The organism is Mycobacterium sp. Root135 (assembly GCF_001426545.1).
GTDB lineage: Bacteria > Actinomycetota > Actinomycetes > Mycobacteriales > Mycobacteriaceae > Mycobacterium.
Map to the genome: position 1 here is coordinate 469,996 of NZ_LMEZ01000009.1, position 16,753 is coordinate 486,748.

The window sequence follows — 16,753 nt, forward strand, 5'->3', positions numbered from 1 at the left end:
CCGCCCACGGTAGCGTCACGGTTGTGCTATTGGCCTCCCTCAATCCGTCGGCCGTGGCCGCCGGACACGATCTCGCCGACGCCGTCCGCATCGGCGGGGTGAGCCTGAGCCGCAGCGACCTCGTCGGCGCGGCGACCTCGGTTGCCGAACGCGTCGGAGGAGCGAGCAGGATCGCCGTGCTCGCCACGCCCACCGCCACCACGGTGCTCGCGATCGCCGGATGCCTCATCGCGGGTGTCCCCGTCGTGCCGGTGCCCGCCGACGTCGGCGAGGCCGAACGCAGGCACATCCTGAGCGACTCCGGTGCGCAGGCGTGGCTGGGGGAGCTGCCCGAGCAGACCGAGGGACTTCCGCACGTCCCGGTGCGCCTGCATGCGCGGTCGTGGCATCGCTACGCGGAGCCGTCCCCGGACGCCATCGCGATGGTGATGTACACCTCCGGCACCACCGGTCCGCCGAAGGGCGTGCTGATCAGTCGACGGGCGATCGCGACCGACATTGACGCGCTCGCCGCGGCGTGGGCTTGGACGCCCGACGACACCCTGGTTCACGGTCTGCCGCTGTTTCACGTGCACGGGCTGATCCTCGGCCTGCTGGGGGCGCTGCGCATCGGAAATCGTTTGGTGCACACCGGAAAGCCGTCGCCGGCCGCGTACGCGGAGGCCGCCGGGTCGCTGTACTTCGGCGTCCCGACGGTGTGGTCGCGGATTGCAGGCGACCTCGACGCGGCGCTGGCGCTGTCCTCGGCCCGGCTCCTGGTGTCGGGCAGCGCGCCGCTGCCCGTGCCCGTCTTCGACCGGCTGGTCCAGCTGACGGGACACCCGCCCGTCGAACGCTATGGCAGCACCGAATCGCTCATCACGCTGAGCACCCTCGCCGACGGCGAACGGCGGCCGGGCTGGGTGGGCCTGCCGGTGGCCGGCGTGCAGACCAGGCTGACGGGCGAAGACGGTGCCGAGGTACCCCACGACGGGGAATCCATTGGGCGCCTTGAGGTTCAGGGCCCCATGCTGTTCGACGGCTACCTGAACCTTCCAGAGGCCACCGCCGCGGCGCTCGGCGACGACGGTTGGTACCGCACGGGCGACGTCGCCGTGATCGACTCCGGCGGCATGCACCGCATTGTCGGGCGCGAGTCGGTGGACCTGATCAAGTCGGGCGGATATCGCGTGGGTGCGGGCGAGGTCGAGACGGCACTTCTCGGGCACGACGGAGTCGTCGAGGTCGCGGTGGTCGGAGTGCCCGACGACGACCTCGGCCAGCGGATCGTCGCATTCGTGGTGGGGTCGGCAGAGCCCCAGGCGTTGATCGACTTCGTCGCCGGACAACTCTCGGCGCACAAGCGCCCGCGCGAGGTGCGGATCGTCGATGCCCTGCCTCGCAACGCGATGGGCAAGGTCATGAAGAAGGAACTGACGCAAGGGGATTGATCATGGGTCTGAGGTTGTCGGAGGTGTGCATCGACGCTGCCGACGTGGAAACACTCGCGCGATGGTGGTCCGAGGTGCTCGGCTGGCCCGCCGAGACCGACGAGGACGGCGACGTCCTCCTGCGTTCGGCCACGGGTCCGGACTGGTTGTTCCTCGAGGTACCCGACCGCAAGGTGACGAAGAACCGCATCCACTTCGACCTGACCCCCGACGATCAGGCGGTCGAGGTGGACCGGTTGCTCGCCCTCGGCGCGCGCCGCGTCGACGTCGGTCAGGGCGACCAATCATGGGTCGTGCTGGCCGATCCGGAGGGCAACGAGTTCTGCGTGCTGTCGGGTAAGGGCTAACGCGCGGCGGGTCCACAGCTTCTTCGAAACCGATCCACAGATCGCGATGTCAGGATGGCCGCGTGCGTCGACTGTGGGGCTTGGTGGTCTGCGTCGCCGTGCTGGCCGGGTGTGCGTCGCCTGCTCCCGAACCACGCCCATCCGAAACTCCTCCAATGGGATGGAATTCGTGGAACTCCGGAATCCCGTTGACCGAGCGGGCCGTCGAGGAGACCGTCGACGCCATGGTGTCCTCGGGCATGCGCGACGCGGGCTACCGCTACGTCAACCTCGACGCGGGCTGGGCCGCACCCACCCGCGACGCGAACGGTGACCTTCGCGCCGACCCCGTCAGGTTTCCCCACGGCATCGCGGCGGTGGCCGCCTACGCGCACGACCGCGGCATGCTGCTCGGCATCTATCACAGTCCGTTCAACCAGGGGTGCGGCCAGGACCCGCGGATCGGCGGCGCCGGACACGAAGAAGCCGACGCGCGGACGTTCGCCGCGTGGGGCGTCGACTACCTGAAGTACGACTGGTGCCGGCTGGACGCCGGCCACAGCGACCAGGTGAAGTACTTCGCCGCGATGCGAGATGCGTTGCGGGCCAGCGGTCGTCACATCCGCTACAGCATCAACCCCAACAGTTCGGGGGACACCGACGCGGGAACCGAGTACGACTGGTCCCACATCGCCGACGTCAGCCGCGACGCCATGGATCTGGTGCCCGCGTGGGGTGACAAGGAGTTGTGGGCCGCGGGGCTCGCGGGAGTCAGCCAGGCGTTCGCGGCCGCCGGCCCCAGTGCCCCGCACGACGGGCCAAGGCACGTCAACGATCCGGACATGCTGGTCGTCGGCATCGGCTGGTCGCAGTTCGTCCGCGGGCATCCCACCATGGCACTGGGGCCGCAACGGCCCGACCTGACCGATGTCGAACAGCGCGCGCACTTTTCGCTGTGGGCGATGCTGGCCGCGCCACTGCTGGCGGGCAACGACGTGCGGACGATGGACGAGGACACCCGGGAGATCCTGACCAACCGCGACGTCATCGCGGTCGACCAGGATCCGTTGGTGTTGCAGGGACTATCGCTACTGGCGGATCCGAGGATCATCGTCAAGCCACTGGCCGACGGTTCGGTGGCGGTGGCACTGTTCAACTCCGACGCCGAACCCGTCGCCATTCACACCGACGCCCATGCCGTCGGCCTGTCGGGCAGCCAGTGCTTCACCGTCCGTGATCTGTGGCAGCACGCCGACGTGACGACGAAGGGGGACGTGGCCGAAACCGTTCCGGCGCACGGCGTCGCGATGCTTCGGGTGTCGCGCTGCCGCTAGGCGTCAGTTCTTGTGCAGGGCGTCGTTGAGGGTGATGCCGGTGCCGTCGCGCGAGACCACCTCGACCGCACCCGACAGCGAATTGCGCCGGAACAGAAGGTTGTTGGCACCCGACAGTTCCTTGGCCTTCACGGTTTGACCGTCCGAGGTGGTCACCTTGGTGCCGCCCGTGACGTAGAGGCCCGCCTCGACGACGCAGTCGTCCCCGAGTGAAATGCCGAGCCCGGAGTTGGCGCCAAGGAGGCAACTCTTGCCCACCGAGATGACTTCCTTGCCGCCGCCGGACAGCGTGCCCATGATCGACGCGCCGCCGCCGACGTCGGAGCCGTCGCCGACCACGACGCCCGCGGAGATCCGGCCCTCGACCATCGAGGTGCCGAGCGTGCCGGCGTTGAAGTTCACGAAGCCCTCGTGCATGACCGTCGTCCCTGGCGCCAGGTGGGCGCCGAGGCGCACCCGGTCGGCGTCGGCGATCCGGACGCCGGTGGGCAACACGTAGTCGACCATCCTGGGGAACTTGTCGACGCCGTACACGGTCACCGGTCCACGCCGGCGCAGCCGGGCGCGCGTCAGTTCGAACCCCTCGACCGCGCACGGGCCGTAGTTCGTCCACACCACGTTGGCGAGGTGCCCGAAGATGCCGTCCATGTTGGCGCCGTGCGGCTGGATGAGGCGATGCGACAGCAGGTGCAGCCGGAGGTAGGCGTCGAACGCGTCGACCGGCTTGTCGTCCAGCGAGGCGATGGTGGTGCGCACGATGACCGTCTCGACGTCGCGTTCGTCGTCGCGCCCGGTCAGCGCGCCGAGCTCCTCGGTCACCTCCGCCACCGACAGCCGGTTGGTTCCCGTCGTCGCGTCGCCGTCCTCGCCGATCTCCGGCTCGGGGAACCACGTGTCGAGAATCGTCCCCTCGGCCGAGATGGTCGCCACGCCTACGCCTGATGCTGAAGTCACGGTCCCAAAGGCTACTGGATTGTCATCCCCGGTCGCTTCGCTCCTGCCCGCCGGAACTAACCTCGACGACTGTGGGCCTGGACTTACGTGCTGATCCAATCGACCTAACCGCTGCCCTGGTGGACATCCCCAGCGAGTCGCGGCACGAGCAGCGCATCGCCGACGAGGTCGAGGCCGCGCTGCGGGCCCAGGCACCCGGATACGAGGTGATCCGCAACGGCGACGCCGTGCTGGCCAGGACCAACCTCGGACGGCCGTCGCGGGTGCTGCTCGCCGGTCACCTCGACACCGTGCCCGCCGCCGACAACGTGCCCAGCCGCCGCGTCGGCGACGAGCTGTTCGGCTGCGGCACGTCGGACATGAAGGCCGGCGACGCGGTCTTCCTGCACCTGGCCGCCACCATCGCCGAACCGACGCACGACATCACGTTGGTGATGTACGACTGCGAGGAGATCGAGTCCAGCGCCAACGGCCTCGGCCGCATCGAGCGCGAGCTGCCGGACTGGCTGCAGGCTGACGTCGCGATTCTCGGCGAGCCGTCCGGTGGCTTCATCGAGGCTGGTTGTCAGGGGACCGTCCGCCACGTCGTCCGTGCGACGGGCACCAGGGCACACTCGGCGCGATCGTGGTTGGGCGACAACGCCATTCACAAGCTGGGTGCCGTCCTCGACAGGCTGTCGTCCTACGAGGCGCGCAGCGTAGAGATCGACGGCTGCACGTACCGCGAGGGGCTGTCCGCGGTCCGCATCGACGGCGGCATCGCCGGCAACGTCATCCCCGACGCGGCGTCGGTCACGGTGAACTTCCGCTTCGCGCCCGACCGCAGCGTCGAGCAGGCCGACGCACACGTCCGCGAGGTGCTCGACGGACTCGACGTCGAGATCGAGCGCACCGACGCGGCTCCCGGGGCGCTTCCCGGTCTGACGAAGCCGGCCGCTGCCGCGCTGGTGCGGGCGGCCGGGGGGCAGGTGCGGGCCAAGTTCGGGTGGACCGACGTCGCCCGCTTCGCCGCGCTCGGCATACCGGCGGTCAACTACGGTCCCGGCGATCCCAACATGGCCCATCGGGTCGACGAGCGCGTGGACGTCACGCAGATCACCGCGGCCACCGCGATGCTGCGCCAATATTTGCTTGACTGACGCCGCTAACATGGAACACATGCTGGGTGACGACCTCTCCGGATAGTTCGGGGCCACTTCTCCGTCGTCGTCGCGTGCCCACATGTCAGGGCACCAGCAAGAAAGCTCTTTCATGTCTTCCATCGTTTCGTCACATCTGTCCTTCGGCTGGGCCGACGACACTCCGCTGTTCGTCGACCTGTCCTTCACCGTCCCGGGTGGCCGTACCGGCCTGGTCGCACCCAACGGCGCAGGCAAGAGCACGCTGCTCAAACTCGTTGCGGGAGAACTGCATCCAACAGGCGGAGGCCTCGTCGTCGACGGCACGGTCGGGTACCTTCCGCAGACGCTGCCGTTCGAGGCCGACCGCACCGTCGCCGACGTCCTTGGCGTCGCGCCCGTCATCGCGGCGCTGGACGCCCTGGCCGCCGGCGACGCCTCCGACGCGGTGTTCACCGAAATCGGTGACGACTGGGACGTCGAAGAGCGACTACGGGCCCAGCTCGACCGGCTGGACCTCGCGCAGCTGGCGATGGATCGGCCCCTCGGTTCTCTCAGCGGCGGGGAAGTGGTGTCGGTCGGTTTGGCTGCGCAGCTGTTGAGGCGCCCGGACGTCCTGCTCCTCGACGAGCCGACCAACAACCTGGACGCCGCGGCCCGCGGGCGGCTGTACTCCGCGCTCGACGACTTCGGTGGGACGCTGTTGATAGTCAGCCACGATCGGGTCCTGCTCGACCGAATGGATCGCATCGCCGAGTTGCGGCACGGCGAGATACGTTTCTACGGAGGCACTTTCACCGAGTACGAGGCTGCCCTCGACGCGACGCAGCAGGCCGCGGAGTCCGTCGTCCGCAACGCCGAGCAGCTGTTGAAGCGCGAGAAGCGTCAGATGCAGCAGGCCCGCGAGCGCGCGGCGAAGCGTTCGAGCACCGCAGCCCGCAACGTGAAGGACGCGGGCTTGCCGAAGATCGTGGCGGGCAAGCTCAAACGCGACGCCCAGGAGTCGGCCGCCAAGTCCGACGACGTCCACGCCAAACGCGTCGACGACGCGAGAAGCCGGCTCGATCAGGCCGAGCGTGCCGTGCGCGACGACGACGTCATCGTGTTGGACCTACCCGACACCGACGTCCCCGCGGGCCGCACGGTACTCGCCGCTCGTGGTCTTCAAATTTGTGTCGGCGACTGTGACCTGTTCGCAGACATGGGGATTGACCTGTACATCCGCGGACCGGAACGCATCGCGTTGACCGGAGGCAACGGCGCGGGAAAGTCGACGCTTCTGAGACTCGTCAGCGGTGAGGTGGTGCCGGACCGGGGTGAGGTACACCGCGCGGACGGGCGGATCGCCTACCTGTCCCAGCGGCTCGACCTGCTCGACCCGGCTCGCAGCGTCGCCGAGAGCTTGGCCGCGTTCGCGCCGAGCCTGACGCACACCCGACGCATGCATCTGTTGGCGCAGTTCCTCTTTCGCGGTGATCTCGTGGACCTACCCGTGGCGGCATTGTCAGGCGGGGAGCGGCTGAGGGCGACGCTGGTCTGCGTGCTCAACGCCGAACCCGCGCCGCAGCTGTTGCTTCTCGACGAGCCGACGAACAACCTCGACCTGGTCAGCGTGGGCCAGTTGGAGTCTGCGCTGAACGCGTATCGAGGCGCCTTCGTGGTGGTCAGTCACGACGAGAGCTTCCTCGCGGCGATCGGCGTCCAGCGCAGGTTGCATCTGGCCGACGGCGTTCTGTTCTAGAGCGGGAACTGCTGCGGCCGGGTCTGCGCGGGCTGCGGACGCTCGGGTGCGGGCGGGGCCACGGGGGCAGGTCCGCCCTCGGTGCCGCGGCCTGGCTGCGCGCCCTCGGTCTGAGCCGGAGGTCGCTGCTGAGCGCGTTCTTCCTCGGCGCGCTTGGCGGCGTCTTCGTCCTCCTTGCGTTTGCGCTCTTCGGGGTCATCGGCCTTGTCGCCGTTGGCCTTCTCCTCGGCGGCCTTGGCCAGTGTCTCGGCGTCGGAGCCCTTGCCCGCCGAGCCGGCCATGCCCTGGATGCCCTGCATGATCTGCTGGGGCAGTTGGGTGAGGCCCTGCGCGAGGCCCTGCATCGACTGGGCCATGCCTTGGGCGAGTTGTCCGACTTGCTGCCCGACCTGGCTGGCCATCTGACCCGCCATCTCGGCGCCGCCGCCACCGGCCGCTCCGGCGCCTGCCCCACCGGCACCCGTTGCGGCCCCACCCCCGGGAGCGCCGGTGCCACCGCCGGGGCCGGAACCCTCCAGCGTCTCGGCCGCGGCCCTGAGCTTGGCCGCGCCTTCCTGGTCACCTTGGGCGTAGAGCTTCTCGGCCTTGCCGAGCAATTCGGCGATGGTGTCGCTGGAGCCCTTGGTGGCTTGCAGTGTGTTGCCGCGACTTTGGGTCACACCGTCGAGCGCGTTGTTCACCGAGAACGCGATGTTGCCGAAGGACTTGGCCACGTCGGCGGCTTGCGGGCCGCCCGCCCCGGTCAGCTCTGCCAGCCCCGAGGCGACCTGCGAGTGGATCTCAGCCAGCGGTGTCAGGCCGGCGCTGTCGAGGGTGAACTTGCCGCCCATGATGGTCCTCTCTTGGTGCGCGTCAACCGATTCTATTGCCGGGTGGGCCTCAGCCGTCGCGGCAATTGACGGCTGCGCTCACGTCATTTCGACTCGGCGGGCCAGCCCGGAATCGCATCACCGTGTGGTGGGGGTGCGTCCTTGTATCCGGTCATCATCTCCGTACGTTCCGCCTCGTTCTGCGGCATGCTGTCAGCGCAGCGCTGCTGGAGTTCGGGTGTCGGGAATAGCGGCTGGTCGGGTTGTCCCACGGGTCCCCAGAACTTCACGCTGCTCGCCGTGACGAACCAGTTGCCGAACACGTCTCCGCTCGGTGCGGGCGCTGGTCCGATCTGTGGAGTGCTTGGCGGCTGGGGGGGCGTTAGTCCGACGGCCGGATCGTGCTGGGTGAAGTCGAGACGCTTGACGTAGACACCTGCGGCGGGGCCCGAATCGAGCGGCTTGCCCGTCTTGTCGTCTGCTGCGACAGACACGAAATGTCCTGGCTTCGTCGTGCTTTCGATGAAGCTGGCGTACTCGGCGGTGCACACAGTGGCTTCGTAACCATCCCCCAACGGTGCTATTTCGAGAACGTGGTTCGGTACGAAACCGTAGCGGGGGCGGGCATCTTTCGGCGTCATGGTGTATCCATCGCCCAGTGGTCGAACGCCGGTGAGTTGTATCAGTGAGCCCGGGTCATTCGAGTCCGCATTGTGCGGCGTAGCACGCAAAAAACCTGGATACGAATTGTCCAAGTTGAATGTGTACGTGGCTACGGAGTACGACTCGAGGTAGGCGCGAATGAGCACACCCGGTCCCGTGCTGAGGTCGATGCCCGGCTCTGCAGACCATTGAAAGCGGAAGTTGTCGAGTGTCGCAGGCCAATTCGGATAGTCCTGCTCGGCTGCCGTGGGCTTTGATGGCTGGACGTCGGGCTTCTGGGGTGATGGAGCGCACGCGCTGAGTAGCGCCACGGAAGTGACCATCGCTAGCGATTTCTTCATGGTCATCGAAGCTTAGGTCGCCCCGACAACGGACGAGGTATAGATGTTCCAGTAGGACTGGATGAGATTGTCGATGTCGCCCGGTTGCCCGACTGAGTTCAGATACGCGCCGATCGCATTGTGGTATGCGCCGTAGGTTGCATCACCGGTCTGATTTGGCGCCGGATTCAGAGCCCCGTTCTGATAGATGCCATCAAGTGCGGCCATGTTTCCGGCACCGTTGTTGGCCAACACTTCTGCCATGAATCGTTCGGTGGGGAAGGTGCCCGGAATGGTCACGTTGGGGGGCTTCCCTTCGACCGGCTCCGGGCCGATGACGAAGTCTTTGGTGAACGACGCGATGTCGCTGGCGGCAGTGCCCGGCGCGCCGAACTGGTCGACGGCGCCAGCGCCAAGATCGTAGAGCTTGCCCTGCAGTTCCCACGACGCGTGCTGGGCTTCGAACGTGTTGTGGAACCGGGACGCGGCCTCGTCGAAGCTTCCGAGGCTGAGCGCGGCCTGCAGTCTGCCGGCGGACTGCATCGCAAAGTCGTCGTTAACGGGACCGCCAGGCATCGCGGACAGCGCCGCGTTCTCGAATGCCTTGTGAACGTGTTGTTGCGTGCTGTCAAAGAGGATCTCGCTTGCGGTCTGCGGTGCCCCCGATCCGGGCTCTTGGTCCATCGGCGGCTGGTCGGACATCAAGACGCTCATGAGCTGCCGGGTGTTGGTGGGTTCCGTTTTCGTTCCATCAGCCGGGTCCAGCGGTGCAAAGAGCGCGTCGTTGCCGCCGGTGTTGTTGCCCACCATGTCGTCGAAGTACGGCGAGAATGCTCGGGCCCAGTCGCGGGTGAGCTCCGGATTGACCTGACCAAGCGACTGTCCCTCTGCCGTATAGCCCCGGGTGCTTTCCAGGTTGAGCAGATCCGCGTGATGGCTGCTGGTGTACTCCGCGAGGGCGTGGGCGGTTTGAGCGGCACGGCCGGTCGGATCGTTGGCTGCGTCCTCGCCGACCCAGTCGAAGAGCCCACCCGCGGCCAGCCCGTCGTCCTGCCACTGGTGGTTGGTCAGGTCGTTCAAGAACTTCTCGCTGCCTGGACCGGTCACGGCGTCATGAATGACAATGTCGTCCTTGTTGACCGCGTTCAGCATGTTCTGCAGCGTCGGGTCAACGTTGTCGTGATACCAACGCGGCGGGTCGTCCGTCGGGCCTAGTTGGGAATGCTTGTTCGAGATATCAAGCATCTCTTGGCTTTTCGCCATGAGTCCGGAATCCAGCGCAGTGCCGTGCTGCAGACTGCGGTCGCCTTGCTGAACGATGTTCGCGAGGTCATTCAAGCCCGGCGCCGGCTTCAATGGCCCATCCGGTTCCGGAGGAACAATCCATCGACCGTCCTCGAACACACCACTCGTCATGGGCTGCGTCATCGCGGGACCGTCGAGCACTTTCTGTACGCCATCGGGGAGCGCGTACTTGCCACCGCCGGACGGCTGGTCGATCGACGGAGGGTCCGTCTCCGGAAGCCCGGTGTGGATGTTCGGGTTTGACGCCAGCTGAAACGCGTCCGCGACCTTGCCTCCGTCTGTTCCGGAGGCGTCCATGATCGCCTTGATCTCAGTGGGTGTCTTGTCTCCAAATTCGCGCGAAAAGCCCTGCAGATACGACATCTGATCGGGCGGCAGGTTCAGGCTCCCGTTGTCCAGAGCGCCCTTTTGCTCAGGCGTGAGCTGAGTGTTGTTGGCGAGGCGTTCGCTCTGTTCGGGTGTCAGCGTTCCGTTTTGAAGCGCTTCAGAGTCCGCCGCGCCCTGCTCGCTTGGCGACTTCTTATCTTCGTCTTCGTCCTTGCCCTTGTCATCGCCGAGAACGCCGTCACCGACCCCCTCCTTCGGAGCGAGCTTCTGATTCCCCAGCGCGTCGTACTCCCCACCAAGCCCGCGGATCTTGCCGCCGATGGTGGCGAGGTCCCCGTTGGACTTGGTGACGATCTCGCGGAGCTGCCCCAACCCCTTGTTCACGATCTGCATGACCATCTGGTCGTGGTTCTTGCCAGGGGGCACCGCCGCCGCGCTGTCGACGACCCACTTGCGGATCGTGTCCAAGTTCTGGCGCCCCGCCGCCACCACTTCGGAGGACGCGGTGACGTGGCTGCTCAATTGTTTGTCCAGGGCAGCCAGCTGAGCGAACACCTTGCCGTGGTCGGCGTTGGCGGTCTGATAGGCCGAGGCACCGGCGCCCGTCCACCGCGACCCTGGTGCGGCCGACTCCACGTTGGACTGCATCGTCGTCAGCGGGCCGCTTTTGTCGAACTGCTCACCCGTGGCTGGAACGCCCTGGCCGAAGGTCTCGCGCGCGTTGGACCACGTCGAGATGAACCCGTCCAGAACACCCACCGACAGCCCCCTTGATCGCTCGACCGCCCAATTCTAAGTCCGCTTGGCTACCCGCCAACGCGGCAACTCTGCGACTGCCGCAAGGCATCCGCGGCAACCCCCCGCATGCCGATTGCCTCGAAACCGGCAGCGGCCTCTTGCAGCGCGTCGGCGTCTCCCGCCGTCAACGCCCGCGCGTAAGCCAGTGCCAGCGGGCCGACGACGCAAGTCACGTTCAAGCGGTCGATGGCGTCGCCGGCGCGCAGATCACCAAGGCGCACCGCGTCGACGAGTGCTCGAAGGGCGATCGCTGACTGGCCACCCCGCTCGGCCGCGCGGGCCGCCTCGCGCGCCGCGTTGACTGCGCCCGGCCCGTCTCGGCGGGCCGCCGCCGTCCACGCCCGCGCCACCGACAGCTCCGGCGCGAACAGCATCGACTTGAGTCCGTGGCGGGCCTCGGCCTTCGCCAGGATGCGGCCCGCGTCGGCTGTCCGCCCGAGCTGGCCGAGCGCTTGGGCCAACAACATCCACGCCAGCGGCCCCCAGGAGTATCCCGTCGGGGCCAGCGCGGCGGCCGCGGTCTCAAGCATCGGCACCGCGAGGTCCGCGTCACCGCGTGCGATCAACACGTCGGCGACCAGGAGCTGACCGATCGCGTGGCTCGGGTGCGACGGTGGCGACGCGTCGACGAGTTCCTCCGCCAGGCGTTGAGCGCGGTCGATGTCACCCGACATCACCATGGTGATGGTCTGCCCGAACGCGCTGGTGAAGCGCAGCAGGCCGGGATGGCCCGCGGCGATCGCGCGATCGGCAAGTGCGTCGACGTCGGCGAAGTTGCCCATCCTGGCGTTGCAGAGCGCCGCCGCGGAGGCCGCCCAGCCGACGGCCTGCTGGTCGGCATTCGGTGAGCTCAGGACCTCGCGCGCCAGTTGAATCGCACGTTCCGGGCTGCCTGCGTTCATCGTGAACGTTCCAAGCAACGCGTCCAGCGTCGCTCCGGCGCCGGCCGAGGTGACCCTGCCGCGCACCGACCGCAGGAACGCGGTCGCCCGCTCTGGCTGATCCAACATCCAAAACTGGTTGGCCGCGCGCGGCAGCGCCCACGCGATCAAATCGGGGTCGTCCAAGGCGGATTCGTCGACTTCGGACAGCACTGCGTCGGCGTCGCGTCCCCGGCCCTGCCACGCCAACGCCTGGGTCAGGATCAGTCGGGTCGCGAGCGAGTCGTGGTCGCCCAGTGCCGCGCGCCCCAACTCCTCGGCGGTGGCCAGGTCGCCCCGCGCCAATGCCTCGGCGGCTGAGGCCGTCCCATCTGGTCCGTCGGACACCGCCGCAGTGTATGGCGATCGCACCCGCCTCCATCGGTGAAATCGACGACCGGCGTCTCGCGGTACCTTGCTCGCGTGCCCGCAGAAATTTCAGAATCCTCAGAACCTCGAGGCCCCTGGGCGGTCTGCGTCTATTGCGCCTCCGGCCCCACGCATCAGGAGTTGCTGAAGCTGGCCTCCGACGTGGGGGAGGCGATCGCCGACCGCGACTGGACACTGGTGTCCGGCGGCGGGAACGTTTCCGCCATGGGTGCGGTGGCAGGAGCCGCCCGGGCGCACAACGGGCGCACCGTCGGAGTGATCCCGAAGGCGCTGGTCCACCGCGAACTCGCCGACGTCGACGCCGAGGAACTGATCGTCACCGACACCATGCGCCAGCGCAAACAGGTCATGGAGGACCGGGCCGACGCGTTCCTGGTGCTGCCCGGCGGCATCGGCACGCTCGAGGAGTTCTTCGAGGCCTGGACCGCGGGCTATCTGGGCATGCACGACAAGCCGCTTGTCATGCTCGACCCGTTCGGCCACTACGACGGACTCCTCGCATGGCTGCGCGGCCTGGTCGGCACCGGCTACGTCGGCGCGGGCGCACTCGATCGATTGATAGTCGCCACCGATGTGGGGGAGGCGCTCGACGCATGTGCACCACTTGTGTGATCGTTGCCACGACGCGGTTATGGTTGCGTCGTGAGCGACGAGAAATCCGGTACCCGCAGTAACGTCGGCCTCCTGGACATCGCCCCGCGGTTGCCTGGACTACTGAAGGACGCGCCGGTCATCGCGCGCGGCGTCGTGACCGGTTTCCTGGCGCGGCCGACGGCGAAGACCTCCATTGGCAAGGTGTTTCAGGAGCGCGCCGCCCGCTACGCGGACAAGACCTTCATCAAGTTCGAGGACCAGCGGCTGACCTACCGCGAGTCCAACGAGACCGTCAACCGTTACGCGGCGGTACTGGCTTCGCGTGGGGTCGGACCCGGCGACGTCGTCGGCGTCATGTTGCGCAATTCGCCGAACTCGGTGCTGTTGATGCTCGCGGTCGTCAAGTGCGGTGCCGTCGCCGGCATGCTCAACTACCACCAGCGCGGCAAGGTGCTTGCTCACAGCATCGGTTTGCTCAAGGCCAAGGTGGTGGTCGCGGAGAACGACTTCATCGACCCGATCGGCGAGAGCGAGGCCGACACCGACGGGCTGATGACGCTCGACGAGCTGATCCAGCTCGCCGTCTCGGCGCCGGCCACCAACCCGGCCACCACCAGCGCCGTCCTGGCCAAGGACAAGGCGTTCTACATCTTCACTTCGGGCACCACCGGGATGCCGAAGGCCAGCGTCATGACCCACTACCGCTGGCTGCGCGCGCTGGCCGGGTTCGGTGGGCTCGGGATGCGGTTGACGACCGAGGACACCCTGTACTGCTGCCTGCCGCTCTATCACAACAACGCGCTGACGGTGGCGCTGTCCTCGGTGCTCAACTCGGGATCGACACTGGCACTTGGCAAGTCGTTCTCGGCGTCGAAGTTCTGGGACGACGTCATCCGCCACGACGCGACGGCGTTCGTCTACATCGGCGAGGTCTGCGCCTACCTGCTCAACCAGTCGCCCAAGCCCACCGACCGCAAGCACCGCGTCCGCGTCATCGCGGGCAACGGGCTGCGCCCTGCCATCTGGGACGAGTTCACCAAGCGGTTCGGCATCGCGCGGGTGTGCGAGTTCTACGCCGCCAGTGAGGGAAACACCGCCTTCCTCAACGTGTTCAACGTCGACAAGACCACTGGCATCTGCCCGTCGCCGATCGCCTTCGTCGAATACGACGAGGAGACCGGCGGACCGCTGCGCGGCGAGGACGGTCGCGTCCGCAAGGTCAAGACCGGGCAACCAGGTCTGCTGCTGTCGAAGGTGAGCAACTTCCAGCCGTTCGACGGCTACACCGACCGCGAGGCCACCGAGAAGAAGCTGGTGCGCGACGCCTTCAAGGAGGGCGATGTCTGGTTCAACACCGGCGACCTGATGCGGTCGCAGGGGTTCGGGCACGCCGCGTTCACCGACCGCCTCGGCGACACGTTCCGCTGGAAGGGTGAGAACGTCGCGACCACCGAGGTCGAGGCCGCCGTCTCCACGGACGCTCAGGTCGAGGAGTGCACGGTGTTCGGCGTCGAGGTGGAGGGCGCCGGCGGCAAGGCAGGCATGGTGGCCATCCAGCTCAAGGAGGGCCAGGAGTTCGACGGCAAGGCGCTGGCCAAGTCCGCCTACGAGCACCTGCCCGGCTACGCGGTGCCGTTGTTCGTCAGGATCACCGAGACGCTCGCCCACACCTCGACGTTCAAGAGCCAGAAGGTCGACCTCCGCAAGGAGGGCTACGGCGGCAACTCCGGCGAGGGTGACGAGGACTCGGGGAAGGTCGAGGACCCCATCTACGTGCTCGCCGGACGCGAAGAGGGTTACGTGGAGTTCTACGACGAGTACCCCGCCGAGGTCGTGGACGGCAAGCGCCCCAAGAACTGAGCCGTAGCCTGGGAGGTATGCAGGCGACGTTTCTGGGCCGTCCCGTGGCGGGCGATCGCGCCATGATCATGGCGATCGTCAACCGGACCCCGGATTCGTTCTACGACCGCGGAGCCAACTTCACCGACGAGGCCGCCAAGGAGGCCGTGCATCGGGTGGTCGAGGAGGGCGCCGACGTCGTCGACGTGGGCGGTGTGAAGGCCGGGCCCGGCGACGTGGTCGACGCCGACGAGGAGATCGCCCGCGTCGTGCCGTTCATCGAGTGGCTCCGCGGCGCCTACCCGGACCAGCTGATCAGCGTCGACACCTGGCGGGCCACCGTCGCAAAGCAGGCGTGTGCGGCCGGGGCCGACATCATCAACGACACCTGGGGCGGGTCCGACCCCGGACTCGTCGACGTCGCCGCCGAGTTCGGCGCGGGGCTGGTGTGCTCCCACACCGGCGGGGCCGTTCCTCGGACGCGACCGTTTCGCGTCAACTACGGGTTGTCCGAACGTGGCGTCGTGGACGACGTCATCGCCGAGGTGACCTCGGCCGCCGAACGTGCAGTCGCCGCGGGCGTCGCAAGGAACGCAGTTCTCGTCGATCCGACGCATGATTTCGGTAAGAACACTCACCATGGTCTTAGTTTGTTGCGCCACGTAAAAGACCTTGTAAACACTGGATGGCCCGTCCTGATGGCCCTGAGTAACAAGGATTTCGTCGGGGAGACTCTGGGAGTGGGCTTGACCGAACGCCTCGAGGGAACTCTGGCCGCGACCGCGCTCGCCGCGCAGGCGGGGGCAGCCATGTTCCGAGTCCACGAGGTGGGGTCCACTCGACGCGTCCTGGAAATGGTCGCGTCGATCCAGGGCGTGCGTCCACCGACGCGGACCGTAAGGGGACTGGCATGAGCTTGACACCTGAACTCGACGCCGTTGAGGCCATCGCGGGACATCGTTGGCTGACCGACCACACGTGGCGCAGGCCGCAGTGGACCATCGCCGAGCTCGAAGCGGCCAAGGCCGGCCGGACCATCTCGGTGGTGCTGCCCGCATTGAACGAGGAAGAGACCGTCGCCTCGGTGGTCGACACCATCACGCCTCTGCTCGGAGGACTGGTCGACGAGATCGTGGTCCTCGACTCCGGCTCGACCGACGACACCGAGATCCGCGCGGTCGCCGCGGGGGCCAGGGTGGTCAGTCGTGAGGCTGCGCTGCCGGAAGTCGAGCCGCAGCCCGGCAAGGGAGAGGTGTTGTGGCGATCGCTCGCCGCGACCACCGGTGACCTCGTCGTCTTCGTCGACTCCGACCTCATCGACCCGGACCCGATGTTCGTACCGAAGCTGCTAGGCCCGCTGCTGACGACCGACGGCGTGCACCTGGTCAAGGGCTTCTACCGCCGACCGCTCAAGGTCAGCGGCAGCGAGGACGCCAACGGCGGTGGACGGGTCACCGAGCTGGTCGCTCGGCCGCTGCTGGCCGCGCTACGCCCGGAGCTGACGTGTCTGCTGCAGCCCCTGGGCGGTGAGTACGCGGGTACCCGCGAACTGCTGACCTCGGTGCCGTTCGCACCCGCCTACGGCGTCGAGATCGGGCTTCTGATCGACACCTACGACCGTCTCGGCTTGGATGCCATCGCCCAGGTGAACCTCGGCGTCCGCACGCACCGCAACCGACCGCTGACCGAGCTGGCCGCGATGAGCCGTCAGGTGATCGCCACGCTGCTGTCGCGCTGCGGGGTGCCGGACTCTGGCGTCGGCCTCACCCAGTTCTTCGCCGACGGCGAGGACTACGCCGCCCGCACCTCCACGGTGTCCCTGGTCGACCGGCCGCCGATGGCCACGTTGCGCCCTCGTTGACCCCACTGTCATAGGACTCAGGCA

At 67.5% G+C, this 16,753-nt stretch carries 13 protein-coding genes and 1 pseudogene; 9 read left to right on the top strand and 5 right to left on the bottom strand.

Going from position 1 to position 16,753, the window contains the following annotated elements; genetic code table 11:
* Nucleotides 1–23: 23 nt before the first annotated feature.
* From ASD37_RS27980 to ASD37_RS27990, 3 genes are all read left to right on the top strand, one after another.
* Entirely contained in the window at nt 24–1,430 is a 1,407-nt protein-coding gene (locus ASD37_RS27980; protein ID WP_056559553.1) for an acyl-CoA synthetase, read from the top strand.
* A 2-nt stretch (nt 1,431–1,432) separates the two neighbouring features.
* The gene (locus tag ASD37_RS27985) at nt 1,433–1,777 is read left to right on the top strand and encodes a VOC family protein (RefSeq protein ID WP_056559557.1); all 345 of its coding nucleotides are present in this window, start codon (nt 1,433–1,435) and stop codon (nt 1,775–1,777) included.
* 155 nt (nt 1,778–1,932) lie between these two features.
* The gene (locus tag ASD37_RS27990) at nt 1,933–3,090 is read left to right on the top strand and encodes a glycoside hydrolase family 27 protein (RefSeq protein WP_235568577.1); all 1,158 of its coding nucleotides are present in this window, start codon (nt 1,933–1,935) and stop codon (nt 3,088–3,090) included.
* A gap of 3 nt (nt 3,091–3,093) precedes the next feature.
* On the opposite strand, the gene dapD is transcribed toward ASD37_RS27990, so the two are convergent.
* A complete protein-coding gene (gene dapD, locus ASD37_RS27995) occupies nt 3,094–4,044 on the bottom strand; it encodes a 2,3,4,5-tetrahydropyridine-2,6-dicarboxylate N-succinyltransferase (RefSeq protein WP_056559562.1) in 951 nt (316 codons plus the stop codon).
* A gap of 71 nt (nt 4,045–4,115) precedes the next feature.
* Here dapD and dapE point away from each other — a divergent pair, with 71 nt between their 5' ends.
* Nucleotides 4,116–5,183 (top strand): succinyl-diaminopimelate desuccinylase, encoded by a 1,068-nt coding sequence (gene dapE / locus ASD37_RS28000; protein WP_056559565.1) that lies wholly within the window; start codon nt 4,116–4,118, stop codon nt 5,181–5,183.
* Nucleotides 5,184–5,295: 112 nt separating this feature from the next.
* Nucleotides 5,296–6,903 carry an ABC-F family ATP-binding cassette domain-containing protein gene (locus ASD37_RS28005; protein WP_056559568.1) on the top strand — a complete coding sequence of 536 codons (1,608 nt, stop codon included), beginning with the start codon at nt 5,296–5,298 and terminating at the stop codon, nt 6,901–6,903.
* On the opposite strand, the gene ASD37_RS28010 is transcribed toward ASD37_RS28005, so the two are convergent.
* The 4 genes and pseudogenes from ASD37_RS28010 to ASD37_RS28025 form a co-directional block, all read right to left on the bottom strand.
* Nucleotides 6,900–7,733, bottom strand: coding sequence for a type VII secretion target (locus tag ASD37_RS28010; protein WP_056559571.1), 834 nt, complete (start codon nt 7,731–7,733; stop codon nt 6,900–6,902). The genes ASD37_RS28005 and ASD37_RS28010 overlap by 4 nt on opposite strands.
* A gap of 83 nt (nt 7,734–7,816) precedes the next feature.
* Complete coding sequence (locus tag ASD37_RS31745) at nt 7,817–8,722, bottom strand: hypothetical protein (protein ID WP_156721141.1); 906 nt, start codon at nt 8,720–8,722, stop codon at nt 7,817–7,819.
* A 6-nt stretch (nt 8,723–8,728) separates the two neighbouring features.
* Nucleotides 8,729–11,086, bottom strand: a complete 2,358-nt coding sequence (locus ASD37_RS28020; RefSeq protein ID WP_056559577.1) for an EspA/EspE family type VII secretion system effector — start codon at nt 11,084–11,086, stop codon at nt 8,729–8,731.
* A 47-nt stretch (nt 11,087–11,133) separates the two neighbouring features.
* A pseudogene (locus ASD37_RS28025) lies at nt 11,134–12,378 on the bottom strand (AAA family ATPase); the annotation flags it as partial.
* 90 nt (nt 12,379–12,468) lie between these two features.
* Here ASD37_RS28025 and ASD37_RS28030 point away from each other — a divergent pair.
* From ASD37_RS28030 to ASD37_RS28045, 4 genes are read left to right on the top strand one after another with little or no spacing between them, the layout of a single operon-like run.
* Nucleotides 12,469–13,047 carry a TIGR00730 family Rossman fold protein gene (locus ASD37_RS28030; RefSeq protein ID WP_235568578.1) on the top strand — a complete coding sequence of 193 codons (579 nt, stop codon included), beginning with the start codon at nt 12,469–12,471 and terminating at the stop codon, nt 13,045–13,047.
* A gap of 30 nt (nt 13,048–13,077) precedes the next feature.
* Complete coding sequence (gene fadD6 / locus ASD37_RS28035) at nt 13,078–14,889, top strand: long-chain-acyl-CoA synthetase FadD6 (RefSeq protein WP_056559584.1); 1,812 nt, start codon at nt 13,078–13,080, stop codon at nt 14,887–14,889.
* 17 nt (nt 14,890–14,906) lie between these two features.
* The gene (folP, locus tag ASD37_RS28040) at nt 14,907–15,782 is read left to right on the top strand and encodes a dihydropteroate synthase (RefSeq protein ID WP_056559587.1); all 876 of its coding nucleotides are present in this window, start codon (nt 14,907–14,909) and stop codon (nt 15,780–15,782) included.
* Nucleotides 15,779–16,729: a glucosyl-3-phosphoglycerate synthase gene (locus tag ASD37_RS28045; RefSeq protein ID WP_056559589.1), complete on the top strand. Its 951-nt coding sequence runs from the start codon at nt 15,779–15,781 to the stop codon at nt 16,727–16,729. Before folP ends, ASD37_RS28045 begins: the two co-directional genes overlap by 4 nt.
* The last annotated feature ends 24 nt before the right edge of the window (nt 16,730–16,753 follow it).